General features: G+C 70.1%; 15 protein-coding genes and 1 pseudogene. 10 read left to right on the top strand and 6 right to left on the bottom strand.

From position 1 onward, the window contains the following. Positions 1 to 6: 6 nt before the first annotated feature. Genes ACIBVN_RS21355 through ACIBVN_RS21345 form a run of 3 tightly spaced genes read left to right on the top strand, consistent with a single transcriptional unit; the run spans position 7 to position 3,689 of the window. On the top strand, positions 7 to 603 hold the full coding sequence (locus ACIBVN_RS21355) for a DUF6230 family protein (RefSeq protein WP_397138838.1): 597 nt from the start codon (positions 7 to 9) through the stop codon (positions 601 to 603). Then, complete coding sequence (locus ACIBVN_RS21350) at positions 600 to 1,487, top strand: DUF6114 domain-containing protein (protein WP_397138836.1); 888 nt, start codon at positions 600 to 602, stop codon at positions 1,485 to 1,487. Before ACIBVN_RS21355 ends, ACIBVN_RS21350 begins: the two co-directional genes overlap by 4 nt. A 9-nt stretch (positions 1,488 to 1,496) precedes the next feature. Next, a complete protein-coding gene (locus tag ACIBVN_RS21345; protein WP_397138834.1) occupies positions 1,497 to 3,689 on the top strand; it encodes a polyprenyl synthetase family protein in 2,193 nt (730 codons plus the stop codon). Positions 3,690 to 3,711: 22 nt separating this feature from the next. Here the strand turns inward: ACIBVN_RS21345 and ACIBVN_RS21340 are convergent, their stop codons facing one another. The 4 genes from ACIBVN_RS21340 to ACIBVN_RS21325 all read right to left on the bottom strand — a co-directional run bounded on the left by ACIBVN_RS21340 (position 3,712) and on the right by ACIBVN_RS21325 (position 9,023). Next, positions 3,712 to 5,469, bottom strand: a complete 1,758-nt coding sequence (locus ACIBVN_RS21340; RefSeq protein WP_397138832.1) for an ABC transporter ATP-binding protein — start codon at positions 5,467 to 5,469, stop codon at positions 3,712 to 3,714. Then, positions 5,466 to 7,199 carry an ABC transporter ATP-binding protein gene (locus ACIBVN_RS21335; RefSeq protein ID WP_397138830.1) on the bottom strand — a complete coding sequence of 578 codons (1,734 nt, stop codon included), beginning with the start codon at positions 7,197 to 7,199 and terminating at the stop codon, positions 5,466 to 5,468. The genes ACIBVN_RS21340 and ACIBVN_RS21335 overlap by 4 nt, the downstream gene beginning before the upstream one ends. Positions 7,200 to 7,254: 55 nt before the next feature. Beyond that, complete coding sequence (locus ACIBVN_RS21330; protein ID WP_397138827.1) at positions 7,255 to 8,031, bottom strand: DeoR/GlpR family DNA-binding transcription regulator; 777 nt, start codon at positions 8,029 to 8,031, stop codon at positions 7,255 to 7,257. 62 nt (positions 8,032 to 8,093) lie between these two features. Then, the gene (locus ACIBVN_RS21325) at positions 8,094 to 9,023 is read right to left on the bottom strand and encodes an alpha/beta hydrolase (RefSeq protein WP_397138825.1); all 930 of its coding nucleotides are present in this window, start codon (positions 9,021 to 9,023) and stop codon (positions 8,094 to 8,096) included. Positions 9,024 to 9,335: 312 nt separating this feature from the next. Between ACIBVN_RS21325 and ACIBVN_RS21320 the strand changes: the two genes are divergently transcribed. The 3 genes from ACIBVN_RS21320 to ACIBVN_RS21310 are packed head-to-tail and all read left to right on the top strand — an operon-like array spanning position 9,336 to position 12,937. Continuing rightward, positions 9,336 to 10,448, top strand: coding sequence for a sugar ABC transporter substrate-binding protein (locus ACIBVN_RS21320; RefSeq protein WP_397138823.1), 1,113 nt, complete (start codon positions 9,336 to 9,338; stop codon positions 10,446 to 10,448). Beyond that, complete coding sequence (locus tag ACIBVN_RS21315; protein WP_397138821.1) at positions 10,445 to 11,926, top strand: sugar ABC transporter ATP-binding protein; 1,482 nt, start codon at positions 10,445 to 10,447, stop codon at positions 11,924 to 11,926. The genes ACIBVN_RS21320 and ACIBVN_RS21315 overlap by 4 nt, the downstream gene beginning before the upstream one ends. Before the next feature lie 3 nt (positions 11,927 to 11,929). Next, a complete protein-coding gene (locus tag ACIBVN_RS21310) occupies positions 11,930 to 12,937 on the top strand; it encodes an ABC transporter permease (RefSeq protein ID WP_397138819.1) in 1,008 nt (335 codons plus the stop codon). A 187-nt stretch (positions 12,938 to 13,124) separates the two neighbouring features. On the opposite strand, the gene ACIBVN_RS21305 is transcribed toward ACIBVN_RS21310, so the two are convergent. Both ACIBVN_RS21305 and ACIBVN_RS21300 read right to left on the bottom strand, forming a co-directional pair. After that, a complete protein-coding gene (locus ACIBVN_RS21305) occupies positions 13,125 to 15,701 on the bottom strand; it encodes a hypothetical protein (protein ID WP_397138817.1) in 2,577 nt (858 codons plus the stop codon). A gap of 107 nt (positions 15,702 to 15,808) precedes the next feature. Further along, on the bottom strand, positions 15,809 to 16,951 hold the full coding sequence (locus ACIBVN_RS21300; protein WP_397138815.1) for a DUF5937 family protein: 1,143 nt from the start codon (positions 16,949 to 16,951) through the stop codon (positions 15,809 to 15,811). Between the two features lie 109 nt (positions 16,952 to 17,060). Between ACIBVN_RS21300 and ACIBVN_RS21295 the strand changes: the two genes are divergently transcribed. The 4 genes and pseudogenes from ACIBVN_RS21295 (at position 17,061) to ACIBVN_RS21280 (ending at position 19,775) form a co-directional block, all read left to right on the top strand. Beyond that, complete coding sequence (locus ACIBVN_RS21295) at positions 17,061 to 18,206, top strand: serine hydrolase domain-containing protein (RefSeq protein ID WP_397138813.1); 1,146 nt, start codon at positions 17,061 to 17,063, stop codon at positions 18,204 to 18,206. A gap of 36 nt (positions 18,207 to 18,242) precedes the next feature. Further along, a complete protein-coding gene (locus tag ACIBVN_RS21290; RefSeq protein ID WP_397138811.1) occupies positions 18,243 to 18,653 on the top strand; it encodes a VOC family protein in 411 nt (136 codons plus the stop codon). 29 nt (positions 18,654 to 18,682) lie between these two features. After that, positions 18,683 to 19,155, top strand: a pseudogene (locus tag ACIBVN_RS21285) (helix-turn-helix transcriptional regulator). Beyond that, positions 19,152 to 19,775, top strand: a complete 624-nt coding sequence (locus ACIBVN_RS21280) for a glyoxalase (protein WP_397138809.1) — start codon at positions 19,152 to 19,154, stop codon at positions 19,773 to 19,775. The pseudogene ACIBVN_RS21285 and the gene ACIBVN_RS21280 overlap by 4 nt, the downstream one beginning before the upstream one ends. Positions 19,776 to 19,822: the final 47 nt, after the last annotated feature.

The following is a 19,822-nucleotide window of genomic DNA, read 5'->3' as shown; positions in this document are numbered from 1 at the left end:
AGGATCGTGCTCACCTCAGGGCGTATCTGCTGGAAGCGGTTCATGCTCGTGCTGGGCCCGGCGATCGCCGTCGCCGGCCTGCTGGCGGCCGCCATGTCCCACGGGGCCGTGGGGGCGACGATGGTCGTCTCCGGGAGGTCGTACAAGATCTCCGCGAAGACGTTCAAGGTCAACGGGTTCGCGCAGTACGGGCGCACGCTCACCACCGGGACCGGCTCCCGCGTGCCCGTCATGACCGTGCAGGCCAAGTCGGGGCTGGTCTACGACATGTGCCAGAGCATGCTGATGGACACACCGGTCGGGACCGTCACGCTCAAGCTGCGCGCGGGACACGGAGGCAAGCCCGCCGTCGCCACCGACATGCTGGCCGACGCGACCCACGTCAGCGGCGACACCACTTTCGCCGGGTTCGAGGGCGGCGTCGACGCCGGGGCCGTCTCCACCGTGCCGGGCGCTTCGGGTACGCCCGGCACGTACGGGCAGCGGGCCGACAAGGTCGTCATCCGTGGATTCAGACAGGTCACCTGGGGGACCGCCACGGCGACCTTCGATCTGCCCGGCCTCACGGTGGACGTCGAGCGTGGCAGGCGGGAATGTTTTTGAAACAAGGACGAGCGGGCGGCCCGGCGCGGTGGGCGCGGCTCTGGGGTGGTTTCGGGCGGTGGCGGCGGGCGCGGCCGTTCTGGGGCGGGGCTCTGGTCCTGCTGGCGGGCGTCGAGCTGATCGCCGTCCCCTGGGCGACCAGCAGCCTGCCGGTGGTCGTTCGCGCGGGCTCGGCCGGGGCAACATACCTGCTCGGGTTGGTGCTGGCCCTGCTCGGCGTCCTGCTCTGGGCGCAACCCGCGCACCGTGTCTTCTACGGTCTGGTGGCCACGCTGCTGGCGCTGGCGTCGTTCGTCTACTCCAACCTCGGCGGGTTCGGGCTGGGCCTGCTCCTCGGCCTGGTCGGCGGCGCGCTCGGCACCGCCTGGAGGCCCGTTGCCGCGAGCCGCGAACCGCCCCCGGCCAGGCGAGCGCTTGCCGTGGTTCCGGTGCTGCTCGCGGTGCCGCTCGTCCCGCCAAGTGCCGGCGCTGTGACCGTGCGCGAGCCGGTCGTGCTGACGGCGGACAGGATGACGCTGACCGGCGCCCGGTTCGACGGCGTGACCAGGCTGCGGACAAGGTCGGGCAGCCGGGACATGCTCCGGTTCACCGTGGACCGCGCCGTGCTCGACGCCCCCAGGCAGACGGGCGGCGGAGTCGCGTTACGGGCCGCTCGGCTGACGCTCGGCCCCCATGTCGTGGTGTACATGCGCACCCTCTACGGCCGCCCGGCGGGCCTGGCGCCGGTGCAGCTCAGCGCGGACCATCCCACCCTCGTCACGCTGGCGCTGCGGACGCTGCCCACGTTGCCGCGGATCACTCTCACGCAGGTCGTGGTCGGCGAGCCCATCGTCCGGGCGGGAACGGCCCGGCTCGTCGCGCCCGACATCTCAGCACATCCCTAGGAGTTCCAGATGCACCCGGCAAGGCGCGAAAACCCGGCGGAAAGCGGCATCGACGACCTGCCGCAACCCCGGCCCGGCACGCAGTGGTGGGTTTTCACCATCCATCTGCGTGACGACGGTGGCGAGTTCGGGCTGACCGTCTTCTTCGTCCGTCACCAGATCCGGCGGCCTGACGGCACGCCGCTCGAGTCCCATGTCGTGCTCTGGTACCGCAGCGATCCCCGTACAACGTCTCACGTGGGCGAATCCTGGCTGGACGAGGGGGCAGGCGAGCTGGCACAGGTGCTGCTGCATGCCGACGAGGTCACGGACCCGCGGATCAAGCGGGCGTTCACGGAGGCGCTGTCGCGGGGCGACCTGCCCCTGCCCGATCGGCGGCTGCCCCATCCGGTCCGCATCGGGCAGGACGGGCTGGACCTGGACTTCGGCGGCGTCGCCCGCCTCCGCAAGGAGCGCGACGGCACCTACCTGCTCGAAGCCGACGGTGACCGGAGCGGCTTCCACCTGCGCCTGACCCCGGACAAACCCGTGATCGCGCAGGTGGACGGGGACCTGCGCGCCTACTGCCTGACCCGTCTGACGGTGACGGGATCCGTCAGCGGCGAACGGGAGTCCGCCGTACGCGGCCAGGCCTGGTACCGGCACGGCTCCGGCGACCACTGGCGAAGCGACGTCGAACCCGCCTGGGAATGGGTCGGCCTGCGCCTCGACAACGGGTGGGATGTGTCGGTGCTGCGCGCGGTGATCGTCGACGCCGTCAAGGGCACGAGCGTGCCCGCCGGAGTGCACGGTGTGCTGAGCTCTCCGGACGGCGAACGCCTCAGCGTGCCCGCCGTCCTGCGCGGCTCGGCGGCCTGGACGTCGCTGTCCACGCTCAACACCTACAACACCGTCTGGGACGTGGACATCGCCTCGCACCAGCTGAGTCTCCGCGTTCGCACGTGGTTCCCTGAGCAGGAGATCCGGTCGCTGCCGCTCGGCTCGGGGATCCTGGAGGCGTACGTCAGCGTCGAAGGGACCATGGCCGGGCGGCCCGTGTCCGGACAGGGCTGCCTCGAAGTGTGGCCCGCGAACCGGATCGCCGACATCGAACGTTTCGTCCTGCGGGCCCGCGACCTCGCCAACGCCTCGATCGACGAGATCTACCCCGAATCGCCGGAGGCGTCCATGCTGGCCGGTCTGGCGGGAGTGGAAGCTCGCCCCGAGCTCCTGGAGGGCGTGAACCTCACAGACCTCCACGACACACTCGTCCGTCCCATCCGCTACGCGGTGGAGGGCGCCGGCAAGAGCTGGCGCACCTACGCCGCCATCGCGGCCCTGGGGATGCTCCGCGCCGACACCAGGAAATACCGGTCCCTGGCGGGCGCGTTCGAGATCATGCACACCGCCTGCCTGGTGGTCGACGACGTCCAGGACCGCTCGCCCGTTCGTCGCGGCCGCGCGGCCGTCCACATGGTGTTCGGGGAGGCGACCGCCATCAACGCCGGCACCGCCGCCTACTTCGTCTACGACCAATTGCTGCGCCGTACCGTGCCCGACGACGAGTCGCTGCGCCTGCGCGTACACGAGGTCTTCCTGCAGGTCATGCACGCCGCGCACGCGGGCCAGGCACTCGACATCGCCGGGCACCGGGCCGCGATGGACGAAGCCGTCGCCACCGGCGAGGCCGAGCCGCTGCTGCGCCGCATCCGCACCGTCCACCGCCTCAAGACCGCCAGCGTCCCGCGCGGCATGGCGCAGATCTGCGGCCTGTTCGCTGGTGCCACTCCCGGCCAGCTCCTGGCCATGGCCGACTACTTCGAGGCCATCGGGCTGGCGTACCAGATCACCGACGACGTGGCCGACCTGCGCGGCGTCACCGCGCCGCGGTCCGGCGGCGGTCATCGGCCGACCAAACACGTGGCCGAGGACCTGCGTGCGGGCAAGGTCACGATGCCGCTTGCCCACGCGGTCGCCCTGCTCCCCGCGGCGGACATCCGGCGCATCTGGCACACGGTACGCGACGGCGACGCGTCCCCCGCGGCCGTCGCGGAGATCGCCCGGACACTGGAGGACTGCGGGGCGGTCCAGGCCTGCGAACGGGAGGCGAACGGGTACGTCGCCCGGGCGTGGGAGTCGCTGGAGGGCCTGCTACCGGTGACCCATGAATCGATCATGGTTCGCGCCCTGGGCGCGTACATGGCCCGCCGGGAACGCGAGTGATGCCGCCGTCCTCCAAGCGCCTTCACTGGTAGGCGGATGCCTGGAGGTCGTACAAGTGGGCGTAGCGGCCGGCGAGGGCGATGAGCTCGGCGTGCGTGCCGCACTCGGTGATTCGCCCGCCGTCGAGCACGACGATCAGGTCGGCCATCCGGATGGTGGCGAATCGGTGCGAGACCAGCAGGGTGATACCGCCGGTGGCGTGCTGCCACTCCTGGGCTGCCTCCGCGTACCGCTGGTAGACCTCGTACTCGCTGGCGGCGTCCAGCGCGGCTGTCGGCTCGTCGAGCACGGCCAGGAGCGGTGTGGATCGCATGAAGGCCCGCGACAGGGCGATCTTCTGCCATTGGCCGCCGGAGAGCTCGACGCCGTCGCCGAGGGCCTTGCCGAGGCGGGTCTCCTCGCCCTTCGGCAGGCGGGTGAAGACCTGGGCGGCGCCGCCCTTCTCGGCGGCTTCCGCGATCTCGTGCATCCTGGGCAGGTCGCCCACGCCGACGGCCTCGCGGGCCAGGAACGGGAACCGGCTGAAGTCCTGGAAGGCCGAGGTCACGCGTTCCCGCCAGGCCGCGGGATCCAGCTGGGGGAGGGGTGTCCCGTCCACGGTGATGGTTCCGCCGGTCGGCTGGTGGAAGCCGCACAGCAGCTTGACCAGCGTCGTCTTCCCGCTGCCGTGGTCGCCGACCAGCGCCACCGTGGCTCCGGACGGGAGACGCAGGTCGATGCCGCGCAGCACGGGCGGGCCGCCGTACGAGAAGTCCACGCCGGAGAGGGTGATGCCGTCGCGGAGCCGGTCGGGCGGGGAGAGCGTGCCGCTGGTGCTCGCCGCGTACAGGTCGCGCAGCCACAGGTAGTGGCCGGCCATGGTGAGGCCGCGCCCGGCGAGGGTGAGCGCATGGGTGAGCAGGTCGAGCTGGCCCCTGATCTGGCCGCCGAGGGTGGCCACCAGCAGCAGCGCGCCCGGACTGGCCGCGCCGGACAGGGCCAGCTGGACGGTGAGGAACAGCGCCCCGAGGAAGGCCGCCACGAAGATGAGCGAGCCGATCAGGGTGAGGCCACCGGTGGCGAGCGTGGCCCGCCAGAGGATCGCGGTCCGCTCCTCGCGCAGGCGGCGCGCGATCGCGGCGGCATGGGCGCCGGAGGTGCCGAGCCGGAGCTCCTTGGCCGAGTTCGCCTCGGTGATCATCGTGAAGAGGTGCTGTTCGGCCCGGTTGCGCTCGGCGGTCTCCGCCCTGGCCGCCTCGGTCCTGCGCGAAGTGGTCCGGGTGAGCAGGATCGGCGGCACCGCGAACAGCGGCAGCGCCAGCAGCACGGGATGGACCCTGGCCAGCAGGACCGTGGTGATGACCAGCCAGAGCCCGCTCTGCACCACGCTCAGGGCGGCCAGTCCGGTGGTGACGGTTCGCTGGCCGAGCCCCCGGATCTGCTCGATCCGGCGGAGCGAGTCGGTGTCCTCCAGGTGCGCGGTGGTCGGCAGGGTCGCGCACCACCGGATGATCCGCCGGTCCAGTACGGTGCCGACCTCGCTGCCCAGCAGGCCGGCCTGGACCTGGATGACGCGGCCGCCGGCCAGGACGAAGGCGCCCGCCGTCGCCGCGCAGAGCGCCCCGCCGATGAGCAACGGCCTGGACCCGGCGAGCACACCGTCCACGATCCATTGCAGGCCGAGGGCGGTCAGCCCGGGGGTGATCGCGCCCAGCGGGGTCAGGACGAACAGCAGCCAGGTGCGTCCCGGCGCATGACGCAGGCACTCGGTCAGCACAGTACGGATCTCGGCGAACCTCATGCGCTCTCCTTGAACTGCTGGGCCTGGAGACGGAACATCCGCGCGTACTCCCCGCCGGCGGCGAGCAGCTCGTCGTGGGTCCCGTCCTCGGTGATCCGCCCGCCGGACAGCACGACGATCCGGTCCGCCTTCCGCACGGTGGAGAACCGGTGCGAGATCAGGACGACGGTCGCCTGGCCGCGCACCTGGCGGATGCGGTCGAAGGCCGCCAGCTCGGCCTCGATGTCCAGGTTGGCGGTCGGCTCGTCCAGCACGAGCAGCCGCGCTCCGCAGGCGGCCGCCAGCGCCGCCCGGGCAAGCGCTATCTTCTGCCACTGGCCACCGGACAGGTCGCCGCCGTCGGCGTACTTGGGGGAGAGCACCGTCTCCCAGCCCTTGGTCAGCTTCTCGATCAGCCTGGTCGCGTCCACCGCCGAGGCTGCCGCCTCGACCTGCTCCCGCGTCGCATCCGGCGCGGCGATCCTGATGTTCTCGTACGCGCTCAGCTCGTACCGGTTGAAGTCCTGGTAGACCGCGTACGCCGCGGGCTCGGTGACCACGGTGCCGCTGCGCGGGCGGTACTGGCCGGTGAGGAGCTTGGCGAGGGTCGTCTTCCCCGCCCCGTTCACGCCGACGACCGCGATCACCTCGCCGGGCCGGAGGGTCAGCGTCACGCCATCCAGTACGCGGACCTCCCCGTACCCGAACTCCACGTCCCGAAGGGTGATCTCTCCGGCGCCGGCCGGTCCGGGCGGCGGCTCCAGGCCGGGGGCGAGCGCGCGAATCCGGGTGACCGCGTCCACGGCGGGCATCGCGACCTCGTCCATGTCCTCGCCCTGGCTCGACATGGAGATGACGAACATGGCGGAGACCGCGCCGATCGTCGCGGCGATCCGGCCGACCGACACCTCACCGGAGGTGGCCACCGCCACGTACACCACTGACGCGGTCGCGGCCCACCCGAGGAAGACCGACATCTCGCGCCGGAGCAGGGCCACCCTTGAGTCGATGACCCGCCGCAGGGCGTCGGCGATGTTCTCCTGTGAGTGTTTCTCCAGCCAGTCGGTCAGCCCGAAGATCCGCACCTCCTTGGCGTCCCGGTTGTCCGACATCATCGCGGACCACGCGCGTCCGCGCATCGCGGCCGGCATGGTGCCCGACACCACCCTGAAGAACTCCCGCCACATGCCGGCTCGGTAACGGCCCAGCAGCAGCGCTGCCACGGCCGTCGCCGGACCCCACCACCACACCACGGAGGAGAGCACCAGCATCGCCGTCACCAGCCCCGCCATGGTCAGCCCGGCCCGGAACCGGCCCACCGCCGCCGCGCCGATGCCCTCGTCGGTCCAGGTCAGCAGCGGCGAACGCATGGTGGTCAGCTCGTCCTGGACGGCGACGTCCTCCACCCGGTCCAGGGTCGGCAGCGCCAGCACGCGGGAGGTCAGCTCTTCTCGGACGGCGGCGTCGATCCGCCGCCCCACCCGCTCGGCCAGCGGCCGGCTCATCGAGCGGAGCACGTTACCGGTGACCAGCAGCGCGCCGAGCAGCACGAGCATCGTCCCGATGCCGCTCGCGGCGGCATCCTGCCGAGCCGCGCTCTGTGCCAGGAGGCCCACTAACTCACCGGTCACCAGGGCCACCGCGGTGGGTTCCACCAAGAGGAACAGTTCGAGGAGGGAAAGCGCCGCCAGCCACGGCCAGCCGGCCAGCACGAGAAAACCCAGGAGCCGGCGCTTGGGGGATGAAGGCACAAACCGCACCCTACGGGTCAACGCGCTCCTTCCGTGATCTCATTGCGATCGCGCGTCAGCGGACGGCCACGTCATATGCGACCTTGTGGTGGTCGAGGTCGGCCAGGGCGTCGGGCGGTGCGCCGTCGTCCGTGATCACCCGTTCGAAGTCGGTCAGCAGAGCCACCTTGTGCAGCGCGATGCGGCCGAGCTTGCTGTGATCGACCAGGAGGACGTTGCGTTCCGCACTCTGCAGCATCGCGCGCTTGATGAGCACGATGTGCGGCTCCTGGTGGTAGGCGCGGCCGCCGGAGACCGCGGATGTGGACACGAAACAGAGGTCGACACGTATGTCCGCGATGTCGTTGACACACGAGACGCCGAGAAACGAATTGTGCAGCGCGTCGTAGTCACCGCCCAGCGCGACCAGCCGGATCCCGCGCACGGTCGACAGCAGGTTGAGCCCGTCCAGGAAGTTCGTGACCACGGTCAGCGGAGTGATCTTCTCGAGGCGTCCGGCGAGTGCCAGGGCCGTCGTCGAGTCGTCGAGCATTATCGACATCCCCGGCTCGACCAGTTCCACCGCCTTCTCCGCGATGGCGTTCTTCTCGGCCTGCATGGACTTCCTGCGGTACGCGATGCTGCTCTCGAAGACGCCCGAGCGCTGCGCCGTGACCCCGCCGCGGAACCTGCGGACCAGCCCTTGCCGCTCGAGCTCGTCCAGGTCCCGGTGGATCGTCATCAGGCTGACCTTGAACCGTTCGGCGAGATCGGCCGCCGTCCCCGAGCCCTGCGTCAGGATGAACTCGCCGATCGCGTGCTGCCTCCACTGCCGGCCGTTACGGCTGGTCATGCCGTGTTCCTCCACGCTGGGTCAGTTACGGCCGAACGCAGGTTCGTCCTCGTTGTTAACGCTCACCCCCGATCTGCTCGGATGAGGGCGGCGAACTCGCGGAGAATATTGTCCCTCGCCCGCAGCGCGGCCGGAATCTCGTGCACGAACTCGAGAAAGCCGTGGACGGTCGGTACGCTGATCTCCGTCGTCGGCACGCCCGCCGCGCGCAGCCGGTCGGCGTAGGCGGCGCCCTCGTCGCGCAGCGGGTCGAACTCGGCCGTCACCACGATGGCCGGAGGGAGACCGGCGAGGTCCGGCGCGTGCAGCGGCGCGGCGAGCGGCAGCGTCCTGGTGGCCAGGTCGGGCAGGTACGCGTCGATGAACCAGCGCATCGCGTCGGCGGTGAGGTAGTGGTCGTCGGCGTACGTCGTGTACGACGTGGTGCTCATGGTCGGATCGGTGACCGGATAGACGAGCAGCTGCGCGCGCAACGGCACCGCGGCGTCGCGGGCGCGCAACGCAACGGCCGCGGCGAGATTCCCGCCGGCGCTGTCACCCGCGACGGCCAGCTGCGCGGGGTCGATGCCCAGGGTGGTGGCGTGCTGCGCGACGTGCTCCGTGACCGCCCAGCAGTCGTCGAGCGGGACCGGATAGGGGTGTTCGGGGGCGCGCCGGTAGCCGACCGAGACGACGACGGCGTTCGCGGCCACGGCGAGGGCCCGGGCATGCAGGTCGTGGGTGTCGAGGTCGCCGATGACCCAACCGCCCCCGTGCAGGAACACGACGCCGGGTGCCGTCGGGCCGGTCACGCCGAGCGGGCGGTAGACGCGTACCGGCACCCCGGCCAGCTCGGTGTCCTCGGCGGGGCAGACCTGGGCGGGGCCGGGTCCGGCGAGTTCGCGGATCCTGGCGCGGTACTCCGTGCGGGCCTTCGCGGGGCCGAGCTCCGGGAAGGGCGTCCCCTTGCCGAGCCGATCGATGAGCCGTCTGGTGTCGGGAGCAAGTGCCATCACGCGTCTCCGTCCGTGGGGGCAACGGTGAGGCAGAAATTAACATGTTCACTGTTAACTCATCAAGATCGCGCTCACACACGCTCCGGCTCGCCTCCGAGGTGCGGCCGACCTCGTACCTGATTGAAAATCTGCTGCTCAGACGGGGTCTTTGATGCTCGCGGAGGGTGTCGGAGCGGGTGTCTTCCCCCTCTGATGAGCACGATCTCATTGCGGGATCTTCTCACGGGAAGGTCTTCTGTGTTAACAATCTAACTCCAGGGATGAGTTTTTAACATCAAAACCTGTGAACTATCTGCAGGAGGCTTCGCCATGTCCCTCACCCCCGCCGTCTCCCGCCGACACCTACTCAAGACCGGAGCACTGGGTTTCACCGGACTCGCGGCCGCCCCGTTGCTCGGCGCGTGCTCGTCGACGAGTGAGTCCGCCTCAAGCAAGACCGTCGCCTGGGAGACCGGTTACCTGTCGTTCTTCTTCTTCGTGGTCCTCCAGGAAACGGTGAAGCGCGAGGCGACCAGGCTCGGACTCGACTTCGTCGGCAAGAACGCCAACGGCGACTCCTCGGCCCAGGTCAACGACTGGAACAGCCTCTTCTTGCAGAAGCCTCGATACCTCATATCGGACGCACTGGACTCCGAGGTCCTCGTCCCGCTCACCCGGACGGCGAAGACCAAGAAGATCCCCATCGGCATGGTGGACACGCCGCTGACAGGTGGCGACGTCGACATCTCGGTGACGTTCGACAACCGCCAGGCCGGCGTCATGGCCGCGGAGAAGACCGCCGAACTGCTCATCGCGAGGAACGGCTCGGCGAAGGGCACGGTGCTCAACGCCTACGGCAGCCTGACCGCCGTCGCGCTCCGTGACCGCAAGGAGGGGTTCGAAGAGACACTGAAGTCCAAGTACCCCCAGATCCAAATCGTCTCCCGCCCGCAGAACAACGACCACGCGCAGGCGCTCTCCGTGGTGAACACCACCTTGCGCGAATATCCGGCACTCGACGCCATCCACGTGCCCACCGACATCTTCCTGCCGGACGCGCACAAGGCGATGCAGTCGCAGAGCCGGCTGTTCCCCGTCGGCGACCCCAAGCACATCGTCCTGACCAGCATCGACGGCTCGCCGACCGCGCACGAGTGGATCCGCGACGGGCAGCTCGACGCGGACATCTCCCAGGATCCGATCGCATACGTGCAGATCTGCATGGAACTGCTGGAGAAGTACGCGGTCAAGGGCGAGGCCGTGCCGCTGGGCCCGTACCAGAACAAGAACTACTTCTGGGAGAAGGCGACGATCGCCAAGAGCCCCTCCGGCCCGATGATGACGATCCCGCCGTACTTCGTCACCAAGGAGAACTCCCGCGACCCCCGCCACTGGGCGAACATCGTCACCGACCAGTGGAAGCTCAAGGAGACCCAGTCGTGATCTCCACGCCACTGCTGGTCGCAGGTGGAATCACCAAGGTCTACGGCGCCTCGCGCGCGCTCGACGACGTCACCGTGACCATCAACCGCGGGGCGATCCACGGCCTGCTCGGCAAGAACGGCGCGGGCAAGTCCACCCTGGCGGGAGTCATCGCAGGGGTGATCCGGCCCGACCACGGTACGCTCACGTTCGACGGCCGGGACGTCACGCACGAGTCCGCCGCCGCGCAGCAGCGGCACGGGATCCGGCTGCTCGACCAGCACTCCGAGGTGCTCGCCGACCTGAGCGTGGCAGAAAACCTGCTGCTTGGCGCGCTGCCGTGGCGGCGAGGGCTGGTCGACTGGCGTACCGCCCTCGACCGCGCGGGCGAGATCCTGGACGAGCACGAGCTGCGCATCCCGCCCCGCCGCCTCGCCGGTGACCTGTCGCTCAGCGAGCGACGCCGGCTCAGCATCGTGAAGGCACTGACCGGCAACGGCCGGCTGGTCATCCTCGACGAGCCCACCACGGGGCTGACCCTCAAGGAACGCCGTGACCTCATGCGGTGGGTGCGGAGTCTCGCCGACCAGGGCCGCACCTTCGTGTACATCTCCCACCACAACGACGAGGTGCGCCAGCTCTGCACCGAGTACACGGTCCTGCGGGACGGCCGGGTGGTCGCGGGCGGCACCATGGAGAGTCTCACCGCCGCACGGCTGTCCACGCTGATCAGCGGCGAGGACGTCACCGAGTTCCGCCGCCGTCGCCGTCTGGACGGCGACGAACTGCTCAGCATCCGGGGCCTGCGGTACGGAGACTGCGGGCCGATCGATCTCACCGTACGCGCCGGCGAGATCGTCGGCCTGGTGGGCCTGCCCGGGTCGGGTGCCCAGGAACTGCTGCGGGTGCTCGCCGGGCTCACGCCCGCCACCGGCGGCGAGGTACGGATGGGCGGACGCGCCGTCGACCTGAGCCGGCCGCGGACCAGCCTCGACGCGGGCATCGGCTACCTCACCCACGACCGGATCGGCGAGGGCGTCGCAGCCCAGATGTCCATCGCCGACAACATCCATCTCGGCAACTGGCCCCGCCGCCAGTACCGGTTCCTGGACACCGGCCGGATGGCCGTGCGGTCCGAGCGGATCCGGCAGGCGATGTCGGTGGCGATGACGGGACCGCGGCAGGAGATCCGCCAGCTCAGCGGCGGCAACCAGCAGAAGGTGCTGCTCGGCCGCCTGCTGACGCGCGACCCGAAGGTGCTCGTCCTGGACGAGCCGACCGTGGGCGTCGACGTCGCCGCCAAGGAGGAGATCCACCGGCTCGTCGACCAGGCGACGGAGAACGGTGTGGCCGTGATCCTGCGGGCGTATGACCCCGACGAGACGGCGCGTCTGGTTGACCGCGCCGTCCTGTTCGCCGGCGGTTCGATCACCGGGGAGCTCACCGGCGACGACTTGACCGTGTCCGCTGTCGCGACCGCACAACACATTGGAGAGTGACCGATGACCCAGACAGCGGACGCCGAGAAGACGATACGCGTGCCACGGCACGCTGATTTCAGCCTGCTCAAGTTCGGCCTCGACAACATCGTCTGGGCGCTGATCATCGTCTTCAGTCTGGTCACCGGGCTGTTCAACGCGTTCTTCCTGACCACGGCGAACCTGCAGAACATCCTCATCCAGGCGACGCCGCTCGGCCTGCTCGTGCTGGCGGTGTCCTTCGCGCTGCTGATCGGCGAGATCGACCTGTCAGTCACCGGCAACCTCGCCTTCAGCGGCATGGTCGGCGCGCTGCTCATGCAGCACCTGCACGTCCCGGGAATCCTGGCGATCGTCTGCGTCATCGCCACCGGTGCGCTGATCGGACTCGTCAACGGCGTCTTCGTGGCCCTGCTGCGAATGAACTCGCTCATCACCACGCTGGCCATGGGCCTGTTCCTGCAGGGCGCGGTGCTCGCGCTGACCAAGGCGCGGACCCTGGTCATCAACGACGAGACCTACGGCTACCTCGGCAGCGCGACCATCGGCGACTGGCCACTCATGCCGGTCGCGCTGCTGCTGGCCTTCGCGGTGGTCGCGGTCCTCCTGCGGAGCACACAGTGGGGCCGCAACCTGTACGCGACCGGCGGCAGCCTCGCGGCGTCGACCGTCGCCGGGATCGCGGTCCGCAGGGTCCGGCTCAGCGCCTTCCTGGCCGCCGGAACACTCGGCGGCGTCGCCGGCTTCCTCTCCTCGACCTATCTGGGCGGCGTCAACGTCACCGTCGGCAACAGCCTCCTGCTGTACGCGGTGGCCGCCCCGGTCATCGGCGGCGTCTCGCTCACCGGCGGCCGGGCGCGCGTCTCGGGAATGCTGGGCGGGGCGTTGCTGATCAGCGTCATCCAGGTCGGGCTGCAGCTCGTCAACGTGTCCGCCTATTACATCCAGATGATCGGCGGCGCGATGATCCTGATTGCCATCGCCGTCGACGCGCTCCGCGTCAGTCGCGCCGAGCAGGGCCGCTCGGTCTGACCGGCCGCCGGGCGCGGGTGGTGTCCGGCCGTCCTCCGGTCGGAGGACGGCCACGTCCATCACCCGGACCACGCACTCCCACGCATCCGGCGACCCTCGTCTTTCTCGACCATCTTCGGCGCATGATCCGCGCCGAAGGATCGGAGCCGTGGCGGGCGGTGCAGTAAGCCTCGTCAGGCGATCGTCCTTAAGGCGCCGGCGGCGGCGGATCCGTCCGTCCGCGGATCAGGTGCGCGACGGCGGTGACGGCCGCGTACAGCACCGGCAGCGCGACGACCGCGGGCCATGGCAGCTCCAGCGCGACGTTCGGCGTGGCGGTCCCGCCCTGCCAGGCGCGTACGAGCCAGGGCACGGCGGCGTAGCAGAGCCCCAGCCCCAACCCCAGCCCGAGCACCGTGCCGCCGGCGGCGTGCCACAAGGACCGCCGGCGGGCCGTGGCGGCGGAGCCGAGCAGGAGGCCGAGCGCGGTCACCAGTCCCAGACCGAGCGCTTCGGGCAGCAGGCCAGGCGGCGGAGCCACCAGATCCAGCGGGTCGATCACCGTGACGTCCCAGCCGGATCTGGCCACTGCTGTGCGGACCCGGTCCCTGTCGCCGGTGGCGAGCCACCAGTCGGCGGCGGGCAGCGGCGGACGTGCCGCGGCCAGGTTCCACGCCTGCAAGGACGGCAGGTCGACGAGGGCGCCGGCCTGGTCGAGCGGGATGCCGGGCATGCGCTTGACGACCCCGACGAGCTGGACCTGGACCCGCTGACGGCCCAGCGCGATGGAGCCGGTCCGGCCCGTGGTGAGCTTCGCGGAGGCGGCCAGCTCGGGCGTGAGCACGATGGGCAGCGGCCGGTCAGCGGCGGCGCCCACAGGTACGGGCCGCACGACGGCCGCGGCGGCCCGCACCTTGAGCGAGAACAGCCCCGTGCCGCCCTCCACGCCTTCCGACCAGCGCTGACCCGCCGGCAGGGCCACCTCCCGGCCGTCGGCGCGCAGCGCGGTCACGGTGACCACATGGGGGGAGTCGTCGATCGAGTCCCCCAGGAAACCACGGACGGAAAGCGGGTAGGAGATCTTCCCGTCCTGGCCGGCCAGGACGGCGAGGTCCACGTCCACCTTCGTGGCGCCCTGGCGCAGCGGTGCGACGGGCAGGTCGTGCCAGACCCCGAGTGCGTCGGAGACCACCACGCGCAGCCGCGGAGGGTCGGCGGGCGCCTCCACCTCGACGGTGAGCGTACGAGGGGCGCCGGGAAGCGGCATGGCGCCGATCTCCGGCCGGCCGGCGGCCATCGCGGCCGCCATTTGCGCAACCGTCCGGTCCGACAGGTCGGGTCGCAGGCGGATCACCTCGGCGAGGCGGGTGGCGTCGATGCCGAGCAGGGTGCTGTACCGGAGGTCGACCTCGATGCGGTCGCGGTGACCGGGCACGGCGGCGGTGACGCCGGGCAGGGCGGCGAAGGCGGTGCCGCGGCCGAGGACGTCCGGCTTGCCTCCTGCCGGAGGGCCGGTCAGCCGCAGGTCCGCGCCGGCCTGGTGGCCGGCCTGATCCGCCTGCGACGTACGCCAGGTCGTGGCGCCGCAGACCGCGACCACGGCCACCGCGGCGGCGCTCGCCACAGAGAGCACCCGGACGCCCGGCTTCGATACCTCGACCAGCAGAAACACGGCCGCGAGCAGCGCCATCGAGATCGCCGCCAGGAGCGACCCCGCGTCAAAGGCCGTCGGCGGCCGTAGTCCCGAGGCCGGCCACCACGGCACCGCGTCGGCCAGGGAGAACAGCAGGCGGGCCGTGAAAGGCGCCGCGACCGCGCAGCCCGCGACCACCGCCGCCGTGCCCGGCCACCACCCCGTTCCCCTGGGCCGGGGCAGGAGCAGCAGCGCCAGAGCCAGGACCGCCGCCAGGCCGAGCACCGTCCAGCGGGTCGCCGACGAGGCGGCCTCCAGCCGCGCCAGCGTGCCGGGCAGGGCGCTGAGAGGCGTGCAGTCGGGGCAGCCGTTCGCCCTGAACCGCTCCCGCAGGTCCGCCAGCCGGGCGACCGCCTCGCGCAACTGCCCGACCGACATGCCGCGCAGGTCCGGCACGACGGTCCAGGTGGCGTTGACCGTCGTGGCGAAGTGGTCGAGGAAGGTGGCCTGATCCACCATGAGCGGGCCGTAGGTCGTGTAGCCGTCCCGCTCGACGCCACGGCCGAACATCAGGTCGCCGGCCCAGCGCGGGCTGAGCGGGTCGTCCGGCACGAACACCCCGGTGATCTTGACCTGCACCGGTTCGGCGTCGATGCGGCCGATCGTGGTGAACGTCTTCCCGGTCTCGAGACCGCTTGACGAGGCGGCAGCCTGTGAGATCGCCGCCTCGACCGGCTCGGTACGCGACCGCGGCCAGGAGCCTGAGATCAGCCGGGCATGCCGTTGGAACCCGTCGAAACTGTCGAACCTGAGCCGCTCCGGCGGCCGTAACCGTACCTTCTCCTGGCCCGGCATCGCGTAGCCGTCTGAGCGGAGCAAGGTGGTCACCTCGCTGGGCACGCCGCCGAACGCCAGAGCGGTCTGCTTCCGCACGACCCGGTCATACGTGGCGAAGTTCCCTGCGTTGATCGCCACGGCGACCGTGACGCCGACGGCCCGCGGCGGAGCGGTCTCCACGGCGTGGCGCACCCCCGCATCGCCCAGGGAGAACGCGCATAAGCCGAGCCCGGCGAACACCGTGGTGACGAGCAGGATCAACGGGGCCAGCCTCAACCCGGACGGCTTGCCCCCGCCGCCTTCCTGAATTCCCATGACCAGCCCTTTGATTGTCGAGATCCCCGTTGATCACCTCGGCAATCATGCTGAGGGCTCCGAGCCGGGGTCAAGCGATGTCCCGTTCGCCACCGGGGTTTCTGAAATCAGCTGAGCAGCCCCTCCAGAGCGTTCGCGAGCCTGCCGTGCGTGCCGCGGACCAGCCTGTAGTAGACGTAGTAGCTGTGCCGCTCGGGCTCCACCCAGCCCGCCTCGGCCAGGAGTTTCAGGTGCTTGGAGATGGCCGCCTCGGTGAGGCCGATCAGACCGGCGAGCTCGCGGGTGGACCGCGGGTGCCCGGCCAGGAGCTGGAGTATCCGCAGCCGGGTGGGGTGGGCGGCGGCGCGGAGCAGCTTGAGCAGGTCCTCCGAGGGGACCGGCGGATGCGCCTTGCGCTGCATCGCGTCCAGCGCATAGGTGATCTGTACGGTCTGCCGGTCGCGGCCCGCCTGGCGCTCTCGCCGGCCGGCGACGGCGACCAGGGGCCAGGCGAAGTGGGAAGGCACGAGCAGGAGCTGGTCCTGCTCGGTGAGGGTGAGCTCCAGCTCGTCGGCGTCGGCGCGGGACCGCGCCGACGCGATCAGCACCTCGTCCCCGTCCTGCACGACGCGCAGCCGGTGCTCGAGCCCATCCAGCATGGGCGCCAGGCCACGCTGGTACCCGGCTCGGCTGCGGCGGGCGATGTCGGCGAGCAGATACCTCTCCAGCGACGGCCACTCCGGGGCGAGACAGGCGTCCCAATACGCGGACAGGAACTCGGCGAAGCGGTTGCGAGATCGCTCGGGATCGGCCATGAGCTCCCGCAGAACAGGCAGCGAGGCAGGATGCCGTGCCTGGACGGCGTTCATCGCCCGTTCCGGCAAAGCAGGGTCGGCGTGGAAATCCTCCAGCCGGACGTGAAAAGCGCGCCCGTTCGTCTGCAGGGTTCCGGCGAGCAGCTGTTCGGCGTAATGCGCGGCGGGCGCGTCGCGTAACGCGGCCAATTGCTCCGGCCACGACGACACCTCGCCAGTACGCCAGATCTGCGGAAAACCCAACGGGCGGCCGTGGCACCAGAAAGCGAATTGATCGGCCTCCTCCTTGAGGAAGGCGTCCATGCGCTCGCGTGCTTTCAGCGCCCAGGAAATGTGCAGCGGATGCTGCTTGACCGCGCCCAGCACATGCAGGCTGCGCAGTGCCTCGTGAGCCGGTGAGCAGCCGAAGGCCACCACGCCGGGATCAGCCGAGCTCAGGCGTACGCGCATGTTCATCGTGACACTCCATCAGGATCCGATCAACTCGTTCGTCAATCAGTTGGGGGGCGGCCGTGACGGTGGCATACAGTCCCCCGTGAAACGCGGCTCAGAAAGGAATATGTGAATGACTGTCAGCCGTAGGGCTTTTGTCGGCGGGGCGCTTCTGGTGGCGTTGGTCGCCGGCGGGCACCCGGTCGCGCAGGCGGATATCTCGGTCGCTGTCCCCGCGCGGGACGACTGGCGCGCCTTTCATGAATATCTGAAAGAGCTGGCCGCGGCCGGGAAGTTCTCCGGGGCGGTGCTGGTGGCCAAGGACGGTCGGCCGATACTGAAAAAGGGTTACGGCATGGCCGACGCGGCCAAGAAAGTGGCCAACACGTCCGAGACCAGGTTCAGCATCGGCTCGATGAACAAGATGATCACCAGTGTCGCCGTGGCTCAGCTCGTCCAGAAGGGCGAACTGTCCTTCCAGGACACGATCGGCAAGTACGTCGAGGGTTTCCCACGCGAGATCGCCGCCAAGGTCACCGTTCATCAGCTGCTCACACATACCTCCGGCATGGGCGAGGCGCCGTTCCAGGAGGGCGGGAAACGACTGGTCGACATCGACGACCTGATGAAGGAGATCGTCAAGCAGCCGCTGAAGTTCGAGCCGGGCGCGCGGATGGAGTACAGCAGCGCCGGATTCATCGTCCTGGGGGCGATCGTCGAGCGCGTCAGCAAGCAGGACTACGCGTCCTACGTACGCAGGCACATCCTCAAGCCCGCGCGCATGAACGACACCTTCTTCCGCGCGTACACGCCTGCCAAGGTCGCGCACATGGCTCATCCCTATGCGCTGTTCGACGCGAGCGGAAGGTGGATAGGCATACCGAGGCCGGACGGCGGCGCCGCACCGGAGGGCGAGTTGCGTGACGTCGGCGACCAGCCCAGCGGGTCGACGCCGGCAGGCGGAGCCATCTCCACCGTGGGTGACATGTTCAGGTTCTCCCAGGCGCTCCTGGGACACAGGCTCCTCGACGCCAAGCTCACGGAGACCATCTTGGCGGGCAAGGTGCAGGATCGCGGTAAAGACAGCAAGTACGCCTACGGCTTCAGCGACCGGACGCTGAACGGCGTGCGCGTCGTCGGCCACAACGGCGGCACCATGGGCTACTGGGGGGAGATCGACATGTACCCCGCCAAGGGCTACACCGTCGTCATCCTCACCAACCAGGACTTCGCCCTTTTCGAGCCGCTCAGAAAGTCCCAGTCCCTGGTGACGGGTTAGGTCCTGGAGGAGGGAACTCCAGATAACGTGACGGCCATGGACATCACCATTCATACGAGCTCCCTCCCGCATGACGACCCGGACGCCGCCCTGGCCTTCTACCGCGACACTCTCGGCTTCGAGGTACGCAGCGACGTCGGTCACGGCAAGATGCGCTGGATCACGGTCGGCCCGGTCGACCAGCCCGGCACGTCCATCCTTCTGGCGCCGCCGGCGGCCGACCCCGGCATCACCGAGGACGAGCGCCGCACCATCGCCGAGATGATGGCCAAGGGCACCTACGGCTGGATCCTGCTCGCCACCCGCGACCTCGACGGCACCTTCGAGCGGGTGCAGGCCGGCGGCGCCGAGGTCGTCCAGGAGCCGACGGAGCAGCCGTACGGCGTCCGCGACTGCGCCTTCCGCGATCCCGCGGGCAACCTGGTCCGCATCCAAGAGCTTCGCTGAGCCGTCCGGCAACCGAAAGGAGTTCTCCCATGTGTCATCCCGCATGGGGGCGCGCACTCGCCGCGGCCCAGCGCCTGAACGATCTCGCGCGACTTCGCCGCGTCCGCGATCGGATCGACCGGGAGTACGCGCTGCCGCTGGACGTCGAGGCCCTCGCCCGCACCATGAACATGTCGGCCGGGCACCTCAGCCGGCAGTTCCGGCTCGCCTACGGCGAGGTGCCGTACGCCTATCTGATGACACGCCGCATCGAGCGCGCGATGGCGCTGCTGCGTCGTGGCGACCTCAGCGTCACCGAGGTGTGCTCCGCGGTCGGCTGCTCGTCGCTGAGCGCGTTCAGCACCCGCTTCACCGAGCTGGTCGGCATGCCGCCCAGCGCCTACCAGCGCCGCGCGGCGGGCGCGGCGGCGCGGCTGCCGTCGTGCGTGGCGAGCGGGTGACGAGACCGGTCAGGAATCGAGAAGCGCCGGCCGAACAGCCGCAACTAGCGTTACGGCCATGACTTCGATCCAGTCCCTCACCCTCGAGGTGGCCGACATCGCGGCCGCCGACCGCTTCTACACCGCCTTCGGTCTGAGCGCTCACGTGCGCCTGCGGGCCTCGGATGCGCCGGCGACCGGCTTCCGCGGCTTCGCGCTGTCGCTCACGGTGTCCCAGCCGGCCACCGTCGACGCCTTCGTCGGCGCCGCCCTCGACGCCGGCGCCACGCCGCTGAAGCCTGCCGCCAAGTCGTTCTGGGGCTACGGCGGCGTCGTACAGGCCCCGGACGGGACGATCTGGAAGGTCGCGACGTCGCAGAAGAAGGACACCGGGCCGGCCACCCAGCAGTTCGACGAGATGGTGCTCCTGCTGGGAGCCACGGACGTGGCCGCGAGCAAGCGGTTCTACGTCGACCGCGGCCTCGTCGTGGCGAAGAGCTTCGGCCGCAAGTACGTCGAGTTCGCCTCCGCGTCGAGTCCGGTCAAGCTGGCGCTGTACGGGCGCCGTGCCCTTGCCAAGGATGTCGGCGTCCCCATGGACGGCACCGGTTCGCACCGGCTCATGCTCGGCAGCGATGCCGGCTCCTTCACCGACCCGGACGGGTTCGCGTGGGAGGCTGTGTCGCTGGCGGCCACGCACTGAGTCGCCATCGCCCGAGATTGTCCTGATCAAGCATTGTAAAAGAGGAA

Origin of the sequence: Nonomuraea sp. NPDC049400 (assembly GCF_044466425.1) — a bacterium.
Classification (GTDB): Bacteria; Actinomycetota; Actinomycetes; order Streptosporangiales; family Streptosporangiaceae; genus Nonomuraea.
The sequence above is the reverse complement of the archived record's forward strand: the minus strand, read 5'-3'. Positions and strand labels throughout refer to the sequence as shown.